A 19,417-nucleotide genomic window follows, 5' to 3' on the forward strand; every position below is an offset into this window, starting at 1 on the left:
AAGCTCGGCCTGACATAGGATTGTTGCTGGGGGACACGAAATAATCGCCTCCCTCCTATCTTCAACTTTCGAGGGAAGAGCATGCCGACGCAAACAACGCTGTGGGAGTCTCTCAGCCGGTTGTACCCGCATCTGAAGCCGATCATTCCGCGGTTGGTTCTCGGGCTCATCGCCGCGCTCGGGGCCAGCATCATGGTCCTGGCCATCCCGCAGGTGTTCCGGGTGCTCGTCAACGACGCCCTTGCCGAAGGGCAGTCCACCTCCACCGTGTGGATTGCGTCCGGGATCGTGCTCCTGCTCGGGGTGCTCGAAGCAGCGTTCGTCGCGCTGCGGCGGTTTTTCGTCATCAATCCCGCCACCACCGTCGAAACCAATCTGCGCACCTCGTTCTACCGGCACCTGCAGAACCTTGCCGTGGCTTTCCACGACCGCTGGGGAAGCGGTCAGCTGCTGTCCCGCGCGATGACCGACCTCAACCTCATGCGGCGGTGGATGGCATTCGGCGCCATCATGCTCGTGGTCGACGCTCTCACGGTGACCGCAGGCGTGGCCATCATGTTCTTCATGAGCTGGCCCCTGGCGCTGATCTTCATTACAGCCGCGATCCCCGTGATGATCTACGGATTCCGGTTCCGCACCTCCTACAGCCGGGTTTCGCGCAAGAGTCAGGACCAGGCCGGCGATCTCGCTACCACGGTGGAGGAATCCGTCCACGGCATCCGCGTCCTGAAGGCCTTCGGGCGGAGCAGGGAAGCCCTCGACGCGTTCAGCGACCAGGCCGAGGAACTGCGTGAAACGGAGATTCACAAGGCCAGGAGCCTGGCAACGTTCTCGCTCATCGTCACGCTGCTGCCCGAGCTGGCGCTCGGTGCTTCGCTTGTGACGGGCATCCTCCTGGCCGTGAACGGCGAGGTCACCATCGGCGGCCTAGTAGCCTTCTTCGCAACCGCCGGAGTGGTCGCAGGACGGGTCGAATTCATCGGTCCCCTGCTTGCCATGACGTTCACCGCCAAGACGGCGATCGACCGGCACTACGAGGTCATGGAGTCCGAGAACACCATCACGGACCCTCCCAATCCGCGCATCCTGCATGACCCGCGGGGAGAGGTCACGTTCGACGACGTACATTTCCGCTATCCCGACGCCGAAGACACGTCAACGTCGGTCATCGACGGCGTCAACCTCACCCTGAAAGCCGGTGAAACCATGGCGCTGGTTGGTGTGACAGGCTGCGGCAAGAGCACCCTGCTCCAGCTGGTTCCCCGGCTCTACGACGTCACCGGTGGCACCATCCGGATCGATGGGATCGACCTGCGCGAACTCACCATTGAGGAACTGCGCCGGCACGTTGCAGTGGCCTTCGAGGACACTACGCTGTTCTCGAATTCAGTCCGTGAAAACGTGCTGATGGGTGCGGACGCGAGGAACGACGACGACGCCGACGCTATCCTCGCCGAGGCCCTGGATGTGGCGCAGGCACACTTCGTGTATTCCCTTCCCGACGGCGTCGACACGCTGATCGGCGAAGAAGGCCTCAGCCTCTCCGGCGGGCAGCGGCAGCGGCTTGCGCTTGCCCGTGCCATCGCTGCCAAACCGAAGGTCCTGGTCCTCGACGACCCGCTGTCGGCGCTGGACGTGCGCACCGAGGAACTGGTTGAGGAACGGCTCCGCGAAGTCCTCTCCGACACCACAACGCTGATCGTGGCACATCGCCCCTCGACGGTCGCGCTGGCCGACCGGGTGGCCCTGATGGAAAACGGACGCATCGCGGACGTCGGCAGCCACACCGAGCTGCTGGCGCGCAGTGACCACTACCGCTACGTCATCGCGAGCCTGACCGAGGAGCCGGTGGATCTGGACAGCGAGCTGGAAGAGCTGGAGCACAATGACCAGGAGGCCCGCGCATGAGTACCTCACCGAAGCCGGCCAGGATCAAGTCGTCGTCGGCCATTTCCTCCGGAGTCCACAACGAGGACGAGGTGATGCTCGACCGGGCGCAGAACAAGTCCGTCCGGTCACGGTCCTTCAAACTCCTCGGGTCGCTGATCCGTCCCAACCGCAGGCAGTTCATCTGGACCGCGTTCCTGGTGGTCTTCTCGCAGATGGCCCGGGTGGCCGGGCCCGCCATCATCGCCTTCGGTATCGACCATGCGCTTCCCTCGATGCTGCAGGGCGACTCCGGGCTGCTCTGGGCTGCGGGCATCACGTACCTCGTTGCGGCCGTGCTGGCGGCAACGCTCACCGCCGGTTATGTCCTCGCCGCAGCCAGGCTGAGCCAGGAGATGCTGCTGGACCTGCGCGTGCGCGTCTTCCGGCACACGCAGCGGCTCAGCCTGGAATTCCACGAAAAGTACACCTCCGGGCGCATCATTTCCCGCCAGACCTCCGACCTTGAGGCACTTCGCGAACTGCTCGATTCCGGCGTCAGCTCCCTGGCATCCGGCCTCATGTACATGATCTTCACCGCCGTCACCATCTTTGTGCTCGACTGGCCCACCGGGCTGCTGATCCTCGTCGCGGCCATCCCGATGACGTTCCTGGCCCGCTGGTACCAGAAGCATTCGCAGATCGCGTACCGGTCATCGCGGGTGGTCTCAGCCAAGCTGATCGTTCACTTCATCGAGACCATGACCGGTATTCGCGCCGTGAAGGCCTTCCGCCGCGAGAAGGTCAACGCGGACCGTTACGACGAGCTCGCGGAGGACTACCGCCGCGTGACGGTGCGCTCAATCAACCTCAACGGTGTCTTCCAGCCGGGGCTGGTGCTGATCGGCAACGTGACCGTGGCTGCGGTGCTGCTGTTCGGCGGTTTCCGCGTTCTCGGCGGGTCCCTGGAGATCGGCGCGCTGCTGGCCCTGCTCCTCTACAGCAAGCGTTTCTTCCAGCCGGTGGACCAGATGGCGATGTTCTACAACTCGTTCCAGTCGGCTGCCGCAGCCCTGGAGAAGGTGTCCGGGCTGCTCGAGGAGGTACCGACCGTTCGTCCTCCGAAGAACCCGGTAGTCCTGAAGAATGCAGAGGGCAGGATCGAGTTCGACGGCGTCGAGTTCCGTTACGGGGATGGCCCGGTCATCCTTCCGCGCATGGATCTCACCATTCCTGCCGGTCAGACGGTTGCGCTCGTCGGACAGACCGGTGCCGGGAAGTCGACGCTTGCCAAGGTGATTGCCCGGTTCTATGACGTCTCGACAGGACGCGTAACGCTCGACGGCGTGGACCTTCGCCAGCTCGCGCCGGAGGACCTCCGCCGCGCCGTCGTCATGGTCACCCAGGAGGCGTTCCTGTTCAGCGGCAGCGTGGCGGACAACATCGCTCTCGGCAAGCCGGAGGCGAGCCGGGAGGAGATCGAGGGAGCCGCCAGGGCGGTGGGAGCCCACGAGTTCATCACCTCGCTGCCCGAGGGCTATGACACCGATGTGAACAAGCGCGGCGGCCGGGTCTCCTCCGGGCAGCGGCAGCTCATCAGCTTCGCCCGGGCCTTCCTCGCGGACCCGGCAGTGCTGATCCTGGATGAGGCGACTTCGTCCCTGGATATCCCGAGCGAGCGGCTGGTGCAGCAGGGCCTGCAGAAGCTGCTGGGCAACCGGACCGCGCTGATCATTGCCCACCGGCTCTCGACGGTGGAAATTGCCGACCGTGTTCTGGTGGTGCACGACGGCACCGTGGTCGAGGACGGAACGCCCGCCGACCTCATCAGCGGCAACGGCCGATTCGCGACGCTGCACGCCGCGTGGCGGGACTCGCTGGTCTAGTTATGTTCCGGTGGCGAGCTGGTTCGCTCTAGTTCGTAACTGACGACTTTCTCCGTTATCCTTGAGAGGTTGCTTTCGCAGCTCTTATGGCCGTGAAAGACATCGGGGTGTGGCGCAGCTTGGTAGCGCGCGTCGTTCGGGACGACGAGGCCGCAGGTTCAAATCCTGTCACCCCGACAGAGAAAAAGGTGCCCGCTGGTGCGGGCACCTTTTGTGTTTCCGGAACGCTGTTTCCCGAATGCTCTAGACGAACTTTTCGCCCGTCAGCCGCTCGTATGCCTCGATGTAGCGGGCGCGGGTCTTCTCAACCACGTCGGCCGGCAGCGCGGGCGGTTCAGAGACGCGGTCCCAACCGGCATCGTCGGACGTGAGCCAGTCGCGCACGAACTGCTTGTCGAAGGACGGCTGCGCCTTGCCCGGCGAGTACAGCGCGGCGTCCCAGAACCGCGACGAATCCGGTGTCAGCACCTCATCCCCGAGGGTCACTTCTCCGGTGCGCGACATCCCGAACTCCACCTTGGTGTCCGCGAGGATGATCCCCCGGTCCCGCGCGATCGACTCCGCACGGGAGTAGATGTCGAGCGTCAACGAGCGCAGCTTGTCCGCGAGGTCATCGCCCACCATCATGACGACGGCGTCGTAGCTGATGTTCTCGTCGTGCTCGCCTACCTCCGCCTTGGCCGACGGGGTGAACAGCGGCTCTTCCAGCCGCGAGCCGTCCACCAGTCCTTCGGGCAGCGGCAGCGAACACACGGTCCGCGACGCCTTGTACTCCAGCAACCCGGTGCCGGTCAGGTACCCGCGGGCGATGCACTCGACGGGATACATCTCCAGCCGCTGGCAGATCATGGCCCGCCCGGCAACCTCGGCGGGAACGTCGGTGGACAGGACATGGTTGGGGATGCCGGACAGCTGCTCGAACCACCACAGGCTCAGCTGCGTCAGCACCCGTCCCTTGTCCGGGATCTCGGAGGACAGCACGTAGTCGTAGGCGCTGATCCGGTCGCTGGCGACCACAAGCACGCGATCGTCCTCACCCGTTTCGGGCTCGTAGAGGTCCCGCACCTTCCCCGAGTAGATGTGCCGCCAGCCCGCAAGTTCCTGTGCCATGCCTACGCCTCTCCCGCCACTGAAGCCGCCTGCGAAACGACAACCTCGCTGCGCGCAGCCTTCGCAGCGATATCCGTGCGGTACTGGCCGCCTTCCAATTCAAGCCGGCTCACGCCGTCGTACGCCCTGTCACGCGCTTCGGAGAGATCCTCCCCGAGGCCGACGACGGCGAGCACCCGCCCGCCGGCGGACACCACCGAGCCGTCCTCCGCGAGCGCGGTGCCGGCATGCAGGACGTGCACGCCTTCCAGTGCGGCGACGTCGGCCAGGCCGTTGATGGGATCACCGGTGCGCGGCGTATCGGGGTAGTTTGCGGAGGCAAGCACGACGGCGACTGCCGCCTCGGAGGACCAGTTGAGATTGTCGACGGTGTCCAGTTCACCCTTCGCGGCAGCGAGGAGGAGACCCCCCAAGGGGGTCTTGAGACGGGCGAGCACGGCCTGGGTCTCAGGGTCGCCGAACCGGGCGTTGAACTCGATGACGCGCAGCCCGCGGGAGGTCAGCGCCAGCCCGCAGTAGAGGACGCCGGTGAAGGGGGTGCCGCGGCGTGCCATCTCGTCGATGGTGGGCTGCGCGACGCGCTCAATTACTTCATCAACCAGGCCCGCGGGTACCCACTCCAGCGGCGAATAGGCGCCCATGCCGCCGGTGTTCGGCCCCTCGTCGTAGTCGAAGATGCGCTTGAAATCCTGCGCCGGCGCGAGGGGAACCACGGTGGATCCGTCGGAGAGGACAAAGAGCGACACCTCGGGGCCGTCAAGGTACTCCTCGATCACTACGGAGCCGCCGGCGTCGAAGCACGCCTGCGCATGCTCAAGGGCAGCCGCGTGGTCTGAGGTCACCACGACTCCCTTGCCCGCGGCGAGTCCGTCATCCTTGACGACATACGGTGCGCCGAAGGAGTCCAGCGCTTCCTTCGCTTCGGCGGCGTTCGAAGCCACCTTCGCCATCGCCGTCGGAACGGACGCGGCGGCCATGACCTGCTTGGCGAACGCCTTCGACGCCTCCAGCTGCGCCGCGGCCTTCGTGGGTCCGAAAACGGGGACACCGGCTGCGATCAGCGCGTCCGCCACACCCGCGGCGAGCGGCGCTTCCGGCCCCACGACCACCAGGTCGGAGCCCAGCCGGGCAGCCAGCTCCGTCACGGCGTCGGGGTTGTTCGCGTCGATCGCGTGAACGGGTACGTCCTGGGCCATTCCGGCGTTGCCGGGAGCCGCGTGCACCTCGCTCACGAACGGATCAATCAGGAGCGCTCGGACAATGGCGTGTTCGCGGCCTCCGGGGCCTATCACAAGAACCTTCACAGTAGTTCAGGGTACTGGCTCGGTCCTGTGCCAAAGTAATGACTACAGAAGTTTTTGTTGCCTACCTGCTGTCAAGCGACGCAGATAGCAGCAGATAGGCGACAAAAACTGCAGCACCAATACACTGGCTCGCTCTCTCCGAACACTCAGTATGAAAACCGATCGCACGTTCAGGCGTAGCGCCTCATCAGCAGTACTCCCGATGTTCGCCGGAATTCTGGCGGCAGGGCTGGTGCTGGGCGTCGCTGAACTGATCGGTGCGTTCCTCTCACCCCGATCCGCGCCGCTGATCGCGCTGGGTTCAACCTTCATCGACTTCACGCCATCGTGGCTGAAGGACTTCGCGATCGACACCTTCGGCACCAATGACAAGCTTGCGCTCTTCATCGGCATGGCTGTCACGATCATCGTCCTCGCCGCCGTCCTCGGCTACCTGGCCTGGCGGCGCTGGAGTTTCGGCGTCGCGGGTGTCCTGCTCATGGGCGCCGTGATGGTCGCCGCCGTCGTCTCCCGCGCCGGGGCCTCCCCGCTCGACGCGGTGCCGTCGGTCGTGGGCACGCTGGCCGGCCTCGCCGCGCTGCGGTGGATGATCCGGAAGCTGCATGCTTCCCAGCCCACCACCGCAGCCGCAGAAACCAACGACGACGACGCCTTCAGCGCCGCTCATGCGGCACCGGGGCGCGCCGTCAGCAGGCGAGTGTTCTTCGCCGCAGCGGGAGTTACCGCCGTCGTCGCCGCCGCCACAGCAGCGGGAGGCGCAGTAGTCAGCGGAATCCGCAACACCGTGAACATGGCCCGTGAGCGACTGAGCTTCCCGGCGCCCGCGAGCCCCGCGATGCCGGTGCCGGCGGGAGTGGACGTGGACCTTGACGGGGTCGAGCCGTGGCTCACACCGAACCCCGACTTCTACCGGATCGACACCGCACTCCAGGTACCCACCATCGACGTCGACACCTGGGAACTGCGCGTCCACGGCATGGTGGAGGAGGAGATCCGGATCAGTTTCCAGGACCTCCTGGACTCGGAACTGATAGAGCGGCACATCACCCTCACCTGCGTATCCAACCCGATCGGCGGGGACCTGGTGGGCAACGCCAAGTGGCTCGGCTACCCGATCCGCAAGCTCCTCGAACGCGCCCGCCCGACAGAGGGCGCGGACATGGTCCTGTCCACGAGCACCGACGGCTTCAGCGCTTCCACTCCCCTGCCCATCCTGCAGGACGAGCGCGACGCCATCCTCGCCGTCGCGATGAATGACGAGCCGCTTCCGCTCGAACACGGCTACCCGGTGCGCATGGTGGTCCCCGGGCTGTACGGGTACGTCTCGGCGACCAAGTGGGTGGTTGACCTCGAGGTGACCCGCTTCGCCGACGCCAGGGCGTACTGGACCGACCGCGGCTGGTCCGAGCGCGGCCCCATCAAGACGCAGTCGCGGGTCGAGGTACCACGACCCTTCGCCAACGTCCCCGCCGGAGCGCTCCGCGTCGGCGGCACCGCCTGGGCGCAGAACCGCGGGATCGACAAGGTGGAAGTACAGGTCGACGACGGTCCCTGGGAAGAAGCCACCCTGGCAGCCGAGTACACAGTGGACACCTGGCGGCAGTGGACACACGAGGTGCAGCTTGAGCCCGGTTCACACCGGATCCGCTCACGGGCCTATGACCCGGACGGCGTCCAGGCCGAAGAACGCGCGGACACGGTTCCGGACGGCGCGTCGGGCTGGCACACGGTCCAGTTCTCGGCAGAGTAACCGCGCCTCCCGACTTGTGCCGCCGGATGACCCTCCGCTCCGGTGGGCACGAGGCACGTCGGGAACGAGCAACGGATGATGCGCAATACTGGAAGCATGCCCTCCACCTTCTCTTCCTCCAGCGCGGTTGATCTCGCGGTCCTGGAGCGTAACGGCTTCATCGAGTCCCGCCACATCGGCTCCGCCGTCGTAATCGCGGCGGACGGCACCACCGTCACGGAACTTGGGGACGTAAACGCGCCGATCTTTCCGCGCTCCACCCTGAAGCCGTTCCAGGCCCTGGCGTCCATGCAGGCGGGCGTTCCGCTGCGTGGACCGCAGGTGGCCCTGGCAGCGGCCAGCCATGTGGGCAGCCACGAGCACATGGACGTCGTGAAGTCCATGCTCAGCGCAGCAGGGGTCACCGAGGATGATCTGCAGTGCCCGGCCGACTGGCCCCAGGACGAGGAAGCCCGCCACTGGCTGATCCGCAACGACAAGGGGCGCCAGCGCCTGGCGTTCAACTGCTCAGGCAAGCACGCCGCGTTCCTGTGGGCCTGTACCGAGAACTCATGGGATCACAAGACCTACCTCGACCGCGATCATCCCCTGCAGCAGCGGATCGCCGGGGTCATCGAGGAATACACGGAAGAGCGGATCCAGCACTGGGCGGTTGACGGGTGTGGAGCTCCGCTCGCTGCCGTGTCCCTCACCGGGCTGGCGCGCGGTATCGGCAAGATCGCCAAGGCCCCCGGAGACAAGAACGCGGACGCCCGCGCGGCCACCATTGCAACAGCCATGCTCGACTATCCCTGGGCCGTTCACGGACACGGCCGGGAGAACTCCGTGGTCATGGAGGACCTCGGGATTCTCGCCAAGAACGGCGCCGAGGGTGTCCTTGTGATGGCCGCGCCCACCGGCGTCTCCATGGCGCTCAAGGTTCTGGACGGCAACATCCGGGCCACTACGCTCGTGGGGCTGACCCTCCTTGCCGCCTCCGGCGCACTCGACGCCGAATCGGTTGCTCCCGTGCTGGAGAAGGTTGTGCAGCCTGTGCTCGGCGGCGGCGAGCCCGTGGGCAAGCTGCGCCTCGCCGCTCCGGTCATGGCCCTGCTGGACTGACCATGGCACGACGGCGTATCCCTGCGGCAGCCGGTGACGCTGCGGTCCGCGCGGTGGCCGCCGGCAGCACCGACCGCACTGAACGGACGACGGCGGTGCGCTACTCCCTGGAGGAGCTCGCCGCCCGCGCACCCGGCAACAGCGTGGAGGTGCGGGTGCCCCCGCTCGGCGTCACCCAGTGCGTTGAAGGCCCCCGCCACACCCGCGGGACTCCGCCCAACGTCATCGAAACGGATGCAGATACCTGGCTCGCGCTGGTCACCGGCGAACTCCGTTGGACCCAGGCCGTTGCGTCCGGGGCCGTCCTGGCCTCCGGCCAGCGGGCCGACCTGTCGGCACTGCTGCCCCTCTTCCCGCATCCAGCGCCCTCCCCTGCCTCGGGTCCGGCATGATCCTCGAGCGCGAGCGCTCTACCCAACCGAACTTCCTGGTCCGGGGAGTTCGCCGCGTACTCGCCGCTTTCCGATGCCAACCGGTCGAGGCCTGGGCGGTTGCCGGAGTGGTCACTGCCCTCTACACGGTCTTCTCCATTGCCCAGTGGAACAGGCTCGATACCCCGTCCTGGGACCTCGGCATCTTCACGCAGCTCGCAAAGGCGTATGCAGGCTTGGAAGCGCCGATTGTGCCCATCAAAGGCCACGGGTTCAATCTCCTCGGAGACCATTTCCATCCGCTGCTCATCATTCTGGGGCCTGCGTACGCGATCTTCCCCTCGGGGCTGACCCTGCTCATCCTGCAGAACCTGCTGGTGGGGTGGTCGGTCCTGGTCCTCACGCGCCTGGCCGTGCGGCATGTCGGACGTGTTCCGGGGTTCTTCCTCGGAACGGCCTACGGCCTGTCCTGGGGGATCCAGGGCGCCGTCGCCGTGCAGTTCCACGAGGTAGCACTGGCGTTACCGCTGTTGGCTCTGGCGCTGGCGGCGTACATCGAGGGCCGGCTCCGCACCGCCGTCGTCGCCGGCGCCCTGCTGGTGTTCGTGAAGGAGGACATGGGGCTGACCGTGTTCGCCTTCGGGCTAGTGCTGGCCTGGCGTTTCCGTGACCGGTTCCAGGCGGGCCTGTGGCTGGCGCTCTGGGGGCTCGCCTGGGTGGTCCTGTCGGTGCGCGTCATACTCCCGGCGCTGAACAGCGGCGGAACCTACGACTACTCCGACGGCATCGACGTCGACGCGCTGCTGGCCAACCCTGTCAGCACCATCTTCACCATGCTCACAGCCGTGGAAAAATACGAGACGCTGTGGCTGCTCCTGATCACCGGCGGGTTCCTGTTCCTTCGCTCGCCCCTGGCCGTCGTGATGCTGCCCACCCTAGTGTGGCGCTTCGTTGCCGAGAATCCGTCCTACTGGGGCACGGACTGGCACTACAACGCCGTGCTCATGCCCATCCTGTTTGCCGCACTCATCGACGCGATCCTCGCCGCCCGCCGCAGCAGGCGAGGCTGGCTGCGCTCGTATAGCGCCGCCGTCGTGCCCGTTGTCACCGTGGTTGCGCTCATGCTGCTGCCGGGCGAGCCGCTCGGCGCGCTGGAAAAGCCTGAAACCTTCCAGCAGTCACCACGCTGGGACGCGGCGCACCGGATGATGGACCGCATCCCGGCGGGATCCACCGTGGAGTCGGGGGTGGTGCTCATGCCGTACCTGGTGCCGGATACGGAGGTGTATTGGATCGGCAACGAGAATCCGGCACCGGATTACCTCGTGGTGGACGCCGAGGACTGGAGCTGGGGGCCCACGCGTCCTGCCAGCGCGGAGCAGCACGCCGAGGAGACCTACCCGGGTGAGGACTACACACTTGTCTTCTATGAGGCCGGTTACCAGCTGGTCAAGCGCGGGAGCTGATCCCGGTAGCCTTTAAGCATGAGTTCGCAGCAGCCTCCGCAGCGCCGTCAGGTCACCATCCGACGGGCCCCTAAATTCGCTCCGTTCATGGGACTGGGAGCGTTGATCGGGTTCATCGCCGCGCTGATCGTGGCCTACACCGGTCCTGCTGATCCCACGCTCACCCGGGAGTCTGTGCTCGGCTTCTTCACCGTGGTTTTCGCGGTCCCCGGACTCCTTGTGGGCGGTCTCATGGCACTGCTTCTCGACCGGATCAGCGTCCGCCGCATGAAGCAGGCGACGGCGGAGCGAACCAACGACGACGACGTGTGACTGACCGCTCCGTTATGTGACGGGGACGCGAGATGGAGCACCATTACGCCGTGAGAGAATAGAGCAATGGTGCGCGGTGACGGACAGCTTTCCCACGATCTACTCCCCAACGAAAAAGGCCCCCAGGATGCCTGCGGCGTCTTCGGCGTATGGGCTCCCGGCGAGGAAGTCGCCAAACTTACGTACTACGGGCTCTACGCCCTCCAGCATCGCGGGCAGGAGTCAGCGGGCATAGCCACCAGCGACGGCACCCGGATCAACGTCTATAAGGACATGGGGCTGGTCTCTCAGGTATTCGACGAGGCCACACTGAACACCCTCACCGGCCACATCGCCGTTGGTCACTGCCGCTACTCCACCACCGGCTCCTCCAACTGGGCCAACGCGCAGCCCACGCTCGGCGCAACCGCCGCCGGGACCGTAGCGCTTGCCCACAACGGCAATCTCACCAATTCGGCAGACCTGTACCAGACGGTCCTCAAGCGCCACGGCAAGCCCCGCTCCGGTGAGATGGCGCAGGGCAACACCTCCGACACCGCACTGGTCACCACGCTGCTCGCCGGTGACGACGGCCGCTCCCTCGAGGACACGGCCATGGACCTGTTGCCCACGATCGAGGGCGCCTTCTGCTTCGTGTTCATGGATGAGGGCACGCTGTACGCTGCCCGCGACGCTTACGGCGTACGCCCGCTGGTGCTCGGCCGGCTCGAGCGCGGTTGGGTTGTCGCATCGGAGCAGGCGGCGCTCGCCACCGTCGGCGCCAGTTTCATCCGGGAAATCGAACCGGGCGAGTTCATTGCCATCGATGAGGGCGGCGTCCGCTCCCGCCGCTTCGCACCGACGACGGCGGCCGGTTGCGTCTTCGAGTACGTCTACCTCGCGCGCCCGGACGCCGCCATTGCCGGCCGCTCGGTGTACGACTCCCGCGTGGAAATGGGCCGCCAGCTCGCCCGGGAGAACCAGGCCGAGGCCGACGTCGTCATCCCGGTTCCCGAGTCCGGAACACCGGCAGCAGTTGGGTTCGCGGAGGAATCCGGCATCCCCTTCGCCCACGGGTTCGTGAAGAACGCCTATGTGGGACGCACCTTCATCCAGCCCAGCCAGACGCTCCGGCAGCTGGGCATCCGGCTGAAGCTCAACGCGCTGGAATCGGTGATCCGCGGGAAGCGGATCGTCGTAGTCGATGACTCCATTGTCCGCGGCAACACGCAGCGCGCCGTCGTGCGCATGCTCCGCGAGGCCGGCGCCGCCGAAGTGCACGTGAAGATCTCTTCCCCGCCGGTTCGCTGGCCATGCTTCTACGGGATCGACTTCGCGTCGCGCGCCGAGCTGATCGCCAACGGTGCCGCCGTCGACGAGATCAGCAAGTCCATCGGCGCGGACAGCCTGTCCTACATTTCGGAAGACGGCATGATCGAGGCCACGAAGCAACCGCGCGAGCGTCTGTGCACGGCATGCTTCACCGGCGACTACCCCATCGCGCTGCCCGAGGAAGACCGCCGCGGCAAGAACCTCCTTGAGAGGGTCGATCCCGCCGAGAAGCCGGGCGCCACCGGATGCGATCCCGGGCCGGGCAACGAACTTGAAACCCTTTTGACCGAAGCTGACAAGAAAGAGCGGGTATGACCTCTTCTGACCCCATCACCTATGCAAGCGCCGGAGTAGACGTCGAAGCCGGCGATCGGGCGGTGGAGCTCATGAAGGACGCCATCAAGGCCACCCACTCGGCCAACGTGGTGGGCGGCGTCGGCGGATTCGCGGGTCTCTATGACGTTTCGAAGCTCCTGACCTACCGCAAGCCCCTGCTCGCGACCTCCACCGACGGTGTGGGCACGAAGGTGGCGATTGCGCAGGCCATGGACATCCACGACACGATCGGTTTCGACCTCGTGGGCATGGTGGTGGACGACATCGTCGTGGTCGGTGCCGAACCGCTGTACATGACTGACTACATCGCCTGCGGCAAGGTTGTCCCCGAGCGCATCGCCGCTATTGTGCGCGGTATCGCCGCGGCCTGCTCGGTTGCCGGCACGGCCCTGGTGGGCGGAGAGACCGCCGAGCACCCCGGGCTCCTGGGCGAACACGAGTATGACGTCGCGGGCGCCGCCACCGGTGTGGTCGAAGCCGACGCCCTTCTCGGCCCGGACCGGGTGCGGGAAGGCGACGTCATCATCGGCATGGCTTCCTCCGGCCTGCACTCCAACGGCTACTCGCTGGTCCGCCGGGTCATCAACCAGGCCGGCTGGGCACTGGACCGTCAGGTGTCCGAGCTCGGACGCACGCTTGGTGAGGAACTCCTTGAGCCCACACGCGTTTACGCGGCCGACTGTCTCGATCTCGCCCGCCACTTCCCCCTCGATTCCGACGGCGCCGTCCACGGCTTCAGCCACGTGACCGGCGGCGGCCTCGCTGCCAACCTCGCGCGGGTCCTTCCCCGGGGACTTGAGGCAACCGTGGACCGCTCGACCTGGTCACTTCCGCCGGTCTTCAGCCTGGTTTCAGAACTCGGCAGCGTACCGCTGCCGGACCTGGAGCGGACATTGAACCTCGGGGTCGGGATGGTCGCTGTAGTCTCCGCCGCGGGCGCCGATGACGCCGTGGCACGCCTCAATGAGCGCGGTGTACCCGCGTGGGTCATGGGCCAGGTGGCCGGTGCCTCCGGTGAAAGCACCGACGGGCCGGACTACGTACAGGGAGCCAAGGGAGTCGACGGCGGCGCGGTGCGGCTGGTCGGCGCGTACGCCTGATTTCTGCGACTCGCAGACACTGCGAAGCCCCTGCACTCCTTACGTGGAGTGCAGGGGCTTCGCAGTGCTCAGCCGTTCAGCGGCAGCCCGGCAGAATCCCTCAGGACTTGCCGGCCTGTTTGCGCGTCACGACGATGTCGAACGAACTTGTCCGGGTGTTACCCGCTTCGTCCGTGGCCGTGCAGGTCACCGTGGTGATCCCGACCGGGAAGCGGCTGCCAGTCCCGGGCGCACAGTTCAGCGGCACCACGCCGTCGAGGGTGTCAATGACAGACGGAAGGTTGTACTTCACCTTGGCGCCGCTGGCACCATTGGACACCACTGCGATGTCCGACTGGCCCGCGATCCGCGGCGGGAGCACATCGTCCGGACGCGCGGGCAGCCTGGCCGGGTCGACGATCCCCCAGTAGGCCGGAGTGACCTGCAGTTCGTCGTCGAACGGAAGCGGCTGTTCCCAGGGCCGGGCCATGGGCCAGGTCCGCAGCCAGGTACGGGCGTTGCTGATACCCCAGAAGGTCACAGCATCAACCGACTCGTTGTGTTCGCGCAGCATGGCGAACAGGTCCCGGTAGTAATACCCGACTTCCGCCGCTGCGTCCTCATCATTCTCGAATGCAGGACTGTACGGATCCTGGGGTGCGCCACTCACGTCCGCTCCCTGGTTCTCCGTGGACGCGTTGACGTCCAGCTCCGTGATGGCCTGCAGGAGTTCCGGGTTCACGGCTTCCACCGCCTTGATCGAGTCCTCGAGCCACTGCACGGGGCGCGCGACGTCGACGTGGGCCTGGTGCCCCACCCCGTCAATCGGTACATTCCGGGCCTCGAGTGCGCGGATCAGTTCGAGGTAGTCTGCCCGTTTCTCCGGCATCTCGGTGTTGTAGTCATTGATGAACAGAGCCGCCTGCGGGAAGTAGCGGTCCGCGAGGTGGAACGCCTCATCCACGAAGGTTTCCCCGAGGACCTGGAACCACCGGCTGTCCCGCATGTCATGAGGGTTGGCGGTGTCGCCGTCGGCAATGGTTTCGTTGACCACGTCCCACGCCCAGATGGGACTGTTCCCGTCCGGGTAGCGGGCATTGATGTGATCCGCGATGCCCTTAATGTGAGCTTCCATGCGTGCCTTGAGTAGCGCCTGGTCCTCCGGGCTGTTGGTGAGATCACGCTCACCGTCCTTGAAGAACCACGCCGGGGTCTGCGAGTGCCAGGCCAGCACATGTCCGTAGACCTGCACATTGTTGGCGTCCGCGAAGTCCAGCAACTGGTCCAGCTGCGTGAAGGCGAACTGACCCTCGACCGGCTGCACGCTTTCCGGCTTTCCCGCGTTCTCCGGGGTGAAGGCATTGAAATGCTTGCGCACCAGGTCGGCAGCGGTTCCGGCGGTTTCCCGCGCATCGATGGCTACGCCGACGTGTTCAATGCCCTGGGCACCGAGCACGTCCTTCAGCGCCGGCACGTCTGTCTGGATCGGCTTTTCGGTGATCGGGGCGAGGCTGAAGTCATCCAGCAGGAAATCGACTCCTGTCTCTCCCTCGACATAGACCTGAGCCTTGTCGGCCGCCGCACCGAGCGTGTAGGTGCCCTTGAGTTCCGTCCAGCCGTCTGCCGTGACCATGGCGCCGGCTCCCGCAACGCCCTCATAGGCGCTGCCCCCGCTGTTGTCCCGCTGCACGGAAATCTTGAGCGAGGCCGGGGACTGTCCCGGCGCCAGCTTTGCCCAGACGGAGATTTCCACTGCGGCGCCTACAGGCAGGCCCGCCGTCACGTCGAGCGCGGCCCCGTGCCAGGGTTGGGTGCGGTTGGTGACGAGAAGACTTCCGGTGCCGGTGCGGGCGTCCGCGCTGGGCGCTACCTCCACGCCGTCGCCGCGCGCCGTCCAGCCGTCAGTACCGGTTTCGAAGCCGGAGGTGATGCCGCTGAACCCCTCGGTTCCGGCGCCGCCGCGCGGAAGGGTGAATGTCCAGCCTTCGGCGAGCTTTTCGCTGACGACCGTCGTCACGGCGCGGACCGTGTTCGTGCGGTCACCGCCGCCGTCGTGCGCCAGCACCACCGCGCCGGGGGTGAAGGCCGCGCGAACGTTTGCCGTCAGGGTTGCCTCGCTGAGATCGTTGCCGTCCCAGTCGAAGATGACGTTGCCGAGACCCAGCGGCTGCATGCCGAGGGCCGCTGCCACCTCGCCGATGGCGCCCCAGCTGCCGTTGGGGGCCCGGAAGTAGGGCACCGGCAGGGTGGGATCGCCCGCAGCGTCCCGGATGATCCGCAGGTTCTCCTTGAGGTCAGTCTCGATCTGTGCCTGAGTCCAGGACCCCATGTCGGCGTAGGACGTTCCGTGGTTGCACAGTGTATGTCCTTCGGCAACGATCCGCCGGAGCAGTTCCGCACCGCCTCCGGCCTGGATATTCTGCCCGATCACGCAGAACGTCGCGGTGATCCCCTTGTCACGCAGGAAGTCGAGCACGGCTGTCGTCTCACCCGGGTTCGGCCCGTCATCGAACGTAAGGGCAACTGCGTTTCCCTCACCGCGCGCGGCTGCGAGCGGTGAGGTCGTGGGGCTGACCGCTCCGCCGGGAACGAAGGATGGATCGGGAGCGGGTTGCCAGGTGCCGCCGTCGGCCGGGGCGGCCGTGCCGGTGATCACGACGTCGTCCACTAGGTAGTCATAGGGTGCCCCGAGGTCTCCAGTTCCGAGATAGGCCCGCAAGGTTGCCGGATCGGCTCCGGCGGGGGCGTTGAACGTGCCGCTCACAGTGGTCCAGGCGTCAGCGGAGACGGTGGTGTTGCCTACCCAGCTGTAGGCGGGCTCAACGACGAAGCGTGCCGACGTCGTCGTCCCGGCGGCTGCTGACAGCTTCACCTGCGCGGAGAAGGAGTAGGTGCCTCCTGCCTGCAGGAGGCTTGCCGGTGTCTTGATGCCGTCATAGTCGTTCGTCCTTCCCTGCACCAGCAGTGCCTTATCACCGTCGGCGTCCACCACCGAGAGTGCCGGCCCGCCGTTCTGCGTCAGCGGACTGAAACTGCCGTCTTCGAAGTCCTCGCTCAGCAGCACCGACGCTTCCTCCGCCTGCGCAGCCGGCAGCGCGAGCGCGCCGGCTCCCGCGATCAGGCCTAACGCCGTGGCGCCCGCAACGAGACGCCGCTGCCTCATCGGTTACCCCGGCCCGGAGATGCCTGCTCGAGGGTCTCCTGCAGTGCGTAGTAGGCGGGTTTCCGGGTGAAGTCGTTCCACATGACCGTTGCTTCTCCTTCGCCCGCAAAGAAGACGGGAACCCAGGAGTACTTGTCGACGAAGCCCCAGATGGTGAAGGAATTGCACTCCTCCACCGCCACGCAGGCTTCCAGGGCCCGATCATAGTAGCTTGCCTGCTTCTGCAACTGGGCCGCCGTCGGGGTTGTGCCCGGTGCGATGTCCATGCGCACGTCGATCTCGGTGACTGCCGTTTCGAGCCCGAGATCGTCGAAGCGCTGGAGGTTCGCCTGGAGGTCCCCGGGGAAGCCGTAGCGGGTGCTGAGGTGCCCCTGGATGGCGAAGCCGTCAACCGGAACCCCCTGCGCCTGCAGGCGAGGGATGAGTTCGAGGTAGGCGTTGCTCTTGGCGTTGATGCCCTCCACCCCGTAGTCGTTGAAGAACAGCTTGGCCTTGGGGTCTGCCTCATGGGCCCAGCGGAAGGCGTCAGCGATGATTTCCGGTCCGAGTTCACGGATCCAGATGTTGTCCTTGGTGCGCAGCGTCCCGTCCCCGTTGAAGATCTCGTTGGCGACGTCCCACTGCTGGATCTTGCCGGCATACCGGCCTACGACCGTCTGGATGTGCTCCTTCAGGATTGCCCGCAACTCATCCTTGGAGAAATTGCCCTCCTCAAGCCATGCTGGGTTCTGGCTGTGCCAGAACAGGGTGTGGCCGCGGACCACCTGCTTGTTCTGCTGTGCAAACTCCACGATCGCGTCCATCTCAGCGAAGCGGTAGGTATCCCGTTCAGGGTGGACAAATTCCCACTTGAGCTGGTTCTCGGGGGAGACGGAATTGAATTCCGCCGCAAGCCGCTCCCGGTATTCCTGATCGAAAGTGAACGGGTCCGGGTAGGGCTGGGTTTCGTGATGACCGCCGCCGGCTACGGCTGTGCCGATTTTGAGATCCTGCGGCGCAACCCAACGGAGGGTGTCCTGCTTCTCAAGTCCGGGGGCCTGCGGAGGCTGGCGCTGCTCGGCGAGGGCCGGAACCGCCGTAGGAAGAATCAATGCCGATGCGAGGACCGCCGCGGCAAGGGACTGATGGACCAACATGTGCTCTCCTTTGAGGTGCCTGGTGCGGCTGTCCGATACCTCGATCGGAACTTTTCCGGAACTTTCCGGAACTACCGCTGTTGTATGTTAGGAACACCGCACGCATGAGGTCAAGGGTGCGGCCGAAAAATTATCCGGGGCACCTTCGTCCGCTCCCGGAGCGCACAGGAGGAAGACCTTGCAGGACAACGCCCAACCAGCCGTCACGATCTCGGCGATCGCCGCGGCAGCAGGGGTCTCCATTCCCACTGTGTCGCGTGTCCTGAATGGCCGCTCGGACGTCGCTCCGGCGACGCGCGAGCGCATTGAGAACCTGCTGCGTGAGTACGGTTACCGCCGCCGCGGCGTGCAGGCGGCGCCGTCGAACCTGGTGGACCTGGTGTTCAATGATCTCGACAGTCCCTGGGCCGTCGAGATCATTCGCGGCGTTGAGGAAGCCCTCAATGCAGAGGGCATGTCTGTCGTGGTTTCGGCAATCCACCGCCGCGGCGGAGCTGATTCCACACGCAAGTGGCTCGACGCGCTCGGCGCCCGGACCAGCGACGGCGCCATCCTCGTGACCACTGACCTGGATTCGTTTCTCCACGCGGAGCTTCAACGGCTCAACCTTCCGGTGGTTGTGGTGGACCCCGCCGGTGTGCCGGACCTTGACGTGCCCACCATCGGCGCGACCAACTGGACCGGAGCAGTGACGGCAACCGAGCACCTGATCCAGCAGAACCACCGGCGCATCGGGTTTGTCGCCGGACGGCCGGGACTGTGGTGCAGCCGGGCACGATTGGACGGGTACCGGGCAGGGCTCGAAGCCGCAGGCATCACAGCCGATCCCGACCTCGTGGTCACCGGAGACTTCGATTACCCGTCGGGTTTCGCTGCGGGAACCGAACTCCTCTCCCATCCGGACCCTCCGACGGCAATTTTCGCCGCGAGCGACCAGATGGCCCTCGGCGTATACGAGGCTGCGCGCCAGCGTGGCCTGCGTATTCCGGATGACCTCAGCGTGATCGGGTTCGACGACCTGCCGGAAGCCGGATGGGCCTCTCCGCCTCTCACCACGGTGCGACAGCCGCTCTCCGAAATGGGATCGCTTGCGGCGCGCACGCTCGCCCGGCTGGTTCGCGGAGAATCCGTGGAGAGTCCGCGGATCGAACTCTCCACCAAGCTCGTCACCCGGGCCAGCGTGCGGGCGATCAGTTCCTGACGCAACCCTGCCGGGGAGTGGAGCG

Annotated in this window: 14 protein-coding genes and 1 tRNA gene; 11 read left to right on the top strand and 4 right to left on the bottom strand. The window is 66.0% G+C overall.

All coding sequences use genetic code 11. The annotated features are described in order from the left end of the window. Positions 1 to 81 precede the first annotated feature (81 nt). From AC4D2M_RS03535 to AC4D2M_RS03545, 3 genes are all read left to right on the top strand, one after another. On the top strand, positions 82 to 1,908 hold the full coding sequence (locus AC4D2M_RS03535; protein WP_490890030.1) for an ABC transporter ATP-binding protein: 1,827 nt from the start codon (positions 82 to 84) through the stop codon (positions 1,906 to 1,908). Then, positions 1,905 to 3,752, top strand: coding sequence for an ABC transporter ATP-binding protein (locus AC4D2M_RS03540; protein WP_490890031.1), 1,848 nt, complete (start codon positions 1,905 to 1,907; stop codon positions 3,750 to 3,752). The genes AC4D2M_RS03535 and AC4D2M_RS03540 overlap by 4 nt, the downstream gene beginning before the upstream one ends. Positions 3,753 to 3,855: 103 nt before the next feature. Further along, a tRNA-Pro gene (locus AC4D2M_RS03545) sits at positions 3,856 to 3,929 on the top strand. Between the two features lie 66 nt (positions 3,930 to 3,995). Here the strand turns inward: AC4D2M_RS03545 and AC4D2M_RS03550 are convergent. Both AC4D2M_RS03550 and purD read right to left on the bottom strand, forming a co-directional pair. Next, complete coding sequence (locus AC4D2M_RS03550; RefSeq protein WP_490890032.1) at positions 3,996 to 4,862, bottom strand: phosphoribosylaminoimidazolesuccinocarboxamide synthase; 867 nt, start codon at positions 4,860 to 4,862, stop codon at positions 3,996 to 3,998. 2 nt (positions 4,863 to 4,864) lie between these two features. Further along, positions 4,865 to 6,166: a phosphoribosylamine--glycine ligase gene (purD, locus tag AC4D2M_RS03555; protein WP_490890034.1), complete on the bottom strand. Its 1,302-nt coding sequence runs from the start codon at positions 6,164 to 6,166 to the stop codon at positions 4,865 to 4,867. A gap of 151 nt (positions 6,167 to 6,317) precedes the next feature. Here purD and AC4D2M_RS03560 point away from each other — a divergent pair, with 151 nt between their 5' ends. The 7 genes from AC4D2M_RS03560 to purM all read left to right on the top strand — a co-directional run bounded on the left by AC4D2M_RS03560 (position 6,318) and on the right by purM (position 13,913). Continuing rightward, on the top strand, positions 6,318 to 7,916 hold the full coding sequence (locus AC4D2M_RS03560; RefSeq protein ID WP_490890035.1) for a molybdopterin-dependent oxidoreductase: 1,599 nt from the start codon (positions 6,318 to 6,320) through the stop codon (positions 7,914 to 7,916). Positions 7,917 to 8,012: 96 nt separating this feature from the next. After that, positions 8,013 to 9,017 carry an asparaginase gene (locus AC4D2M_RS03565; RefSeq protein WP_490890038.1) on the top strand — a complete coding sequence of 335 codons (1,005 nt, stop codon included), beginning with the start codon at positions 8,013 to 8,015 and terminating at the stop codon, positions 9,015 to 9,017. A 2-nt stretch (positions 9,018 to 9,019) separates the two neighbouring features. Next, complete coding sequence (locus AC4D2M_RS03570) at positions 9,020 to 9,409, top strand: sterol carrier family protein (RefSeq protein ID WP_490890041.1); 390 nt, start codon at positions 9,020 to 9,022, stop codon at positions 9,407 to 9,409. Then, positions 9,406 to 10,854 carry a DUF2079 domain-containing protein gene (locus tag AC4D2M_RS03575; protein WP_490890043.1) on the top strand — a complete coding sequence of 483 codons (1,449 nt, stop codon included), beginning with the start codon at positions 9,406 to 9,408 and terminating at the stop codon, positions 10,852 to 10,854. Before AC4D2M_RS03570 ends, AC4D2M_RS03575 begins: the two co-directional genes overlap by 4 nt. A gap of 18 nt (positions 10,855 to 10,872) precedes the next feature. Continuing rightward, the gene (locus AC4D2M_RS03580) at positions 10,873 to 11,166 is read left to right on the top strand and encodes a hypothetical protein (protein ID WP_490890047.1); all 294 of its coding nucleotides are present in this window, start codon (positions 10,873 to 10,875) and stop codon (positions 11,164 to 11,166) included. Positions 11,167 to 11,232: 66 nt separating this feature from the next. After that, positions 11,233 to 12,792, top strand: coding sequence for an amidophosphoribosyltransferase (purF, locus tag AC4D2M_RS03585; RefSeq protein WP_490890049.1), 1,560 nt, complete (start codon positions 11,233 to 11,235; stop codon positions 12,790 to 12,792). Next, positions 12,789 to 13,913 (top strand): phosphoribosylformylglycinamidine cyclo-ligase, encoded by a 1,125-nt coding sequence (purM, locus tag AC4D2M_RS03590; protein WP_490890050.1) that lies wholly within the window; start codon positions 12,789 to 12,791, stop codon positions 13,911 to 13,913. Before purF ends, purM begins: the two co-directional genes overlap by 4 nt. A gap of 100 nt (positions 13,914 to 14,013) precedes the next feature. On the opposite strand, the gene AC4D2M_RS03595 is transcribed toward purM, so the two are convergent. Beyond that, positions 14,014 to 17,055: an endo-1,4-beta-xylanase gene (locus AC4D2M_RS03595; protein ID WP_490890051.1), complete on the bottom strand. Its 3,042-nt coding sequence runs from the start codon at positions 17,053 to 17,055 to the stop codon at positions 14,014 to 14,016. Then, positions 17,052 to 18,191, bottom strand: a complete 1,140-nt coding sequence (locus AC4D2M_RS03600; RefSeq protein ID WP_490890053.1) for an endo-1,4-beta-xylanase — start codon at positions 18,189 to 18,191, stop codon at positions 17,052 to 17,054. The genes AC4D2M_RS03595 and AC4D2M_RS03600 overlap by 4 nt, the downstream gene beginning before the upstream one ends. A 178-nt stretch (positions 18,192 to 18,369) precedes the next feature. On the opposite strand from AC4D2M_RS03600, the gene AC4D2M_RS03605 reads away from it, so the two are divergent. Further along, positions 18,370 to 19,392 (top strand): LacI family DNA-binding transcriptional regulator, encoded by a 1,023-nt coding sequence (locus AC4D2M_RS03605; RefSeq protein ID WP_490890056.1) that lies wholly within the window; start codon positions 18,370 to 18,372, stop codon positions 19,390 to 19,392. The last annotated feature ends 25 nt before the right edge of the window (positions 19,393 to 19,417 follow it).

It is taken from the genome of Arthrobacter sp. TJ-270, from assembly GCF_058269075.1.

Bases quoted from the DNA above. Each gene is read 5' to 3' on its own strand.
- AC4D2M_RS03535 (WP_490890030.1), top strand. From the start codon at position 82: ATGCCGACGCAAACAACGCTGTGGGAGTCTCTCAGCCGGTTGTACCCG.
- AC4D2M_RS03540 (WP_490890031.1), top strand. From the start codon at position 1,905: ATGAGTACCTCACCGAAGCCGGCCAGGATCAAGTCGTCGTCGGCCATT.
- AC4D2M_RS03550 (WP_490890032.1), bottom strand. From the start codon at position 4,862: ATGGCACAGGAACTTGCGGGCTGGCGGCACATCTACTCGGGGAAGGTG.
- AC4D2M_RS03560 (WP_490890035.1), top strand. From the start codon at position 6,318: ATGAAAACCGATCGCACGTTCAGGCGTAGCGCCTCATCAGCAGTACTC.
- AC4D2M_RS03565 (WP_490890038.1), top strand. From the start codon at position 8,013: ATGCCCTCCACCTTCTCTTCCTCCAGCGCGGTTGATCTCGCGGTCCTG.
- AC4D2M_RS03570 (WP_490890041.1), top strand. From the start codon at position 9,020: ATGGCACGACGGCGTATCCCTGCGGCAGCCGGTGACGCTGCGGTCCGC.
- AC4D2M_RS03575 (WP_490890043.1), top strand. From the start codon at position 9,406: ATGATCCTCGAGCGCGAGCGCTCTACCCAACCGAACTTCCTGGTCCGG.
- AC4D2M_RS03580 (WP_490890047.1), top strand. From the start codon at position 10,873: ATGAGTTCGCAGCAGCCTCCGCAGCGCCGTCAGGTCACCATCCGACGG.
- purF (WP_490890049.1), top strand. From the start codon at position 11,233: ATGGTGCGCGGTGACGGACAGCTTTCCCACGATCTACTCCCCAACGAA.
- purM (WP_490890050.1), top strand. From the start codon at position 12,789: ATGACCTCTTCTGACCCCATCACCTATGCAAGCGCCGGAGTAGACGTC.
- AC4D2M_RS03595 (WP_490890051.1), bottom strand. From the start codon at position 17,055: ATGAGGCAGCGGCGTCTCGTTGCGGGCGCCACGGCGTTAGGCCTGATC.
- AC4D2M_RS03600 (WP_490890053.1), bottom strand. From the start codon at position 18,191: ATGTTGGTCCATCAGTCCCTTGCCGCGGCGGTCCTCGCATCGGCATTG.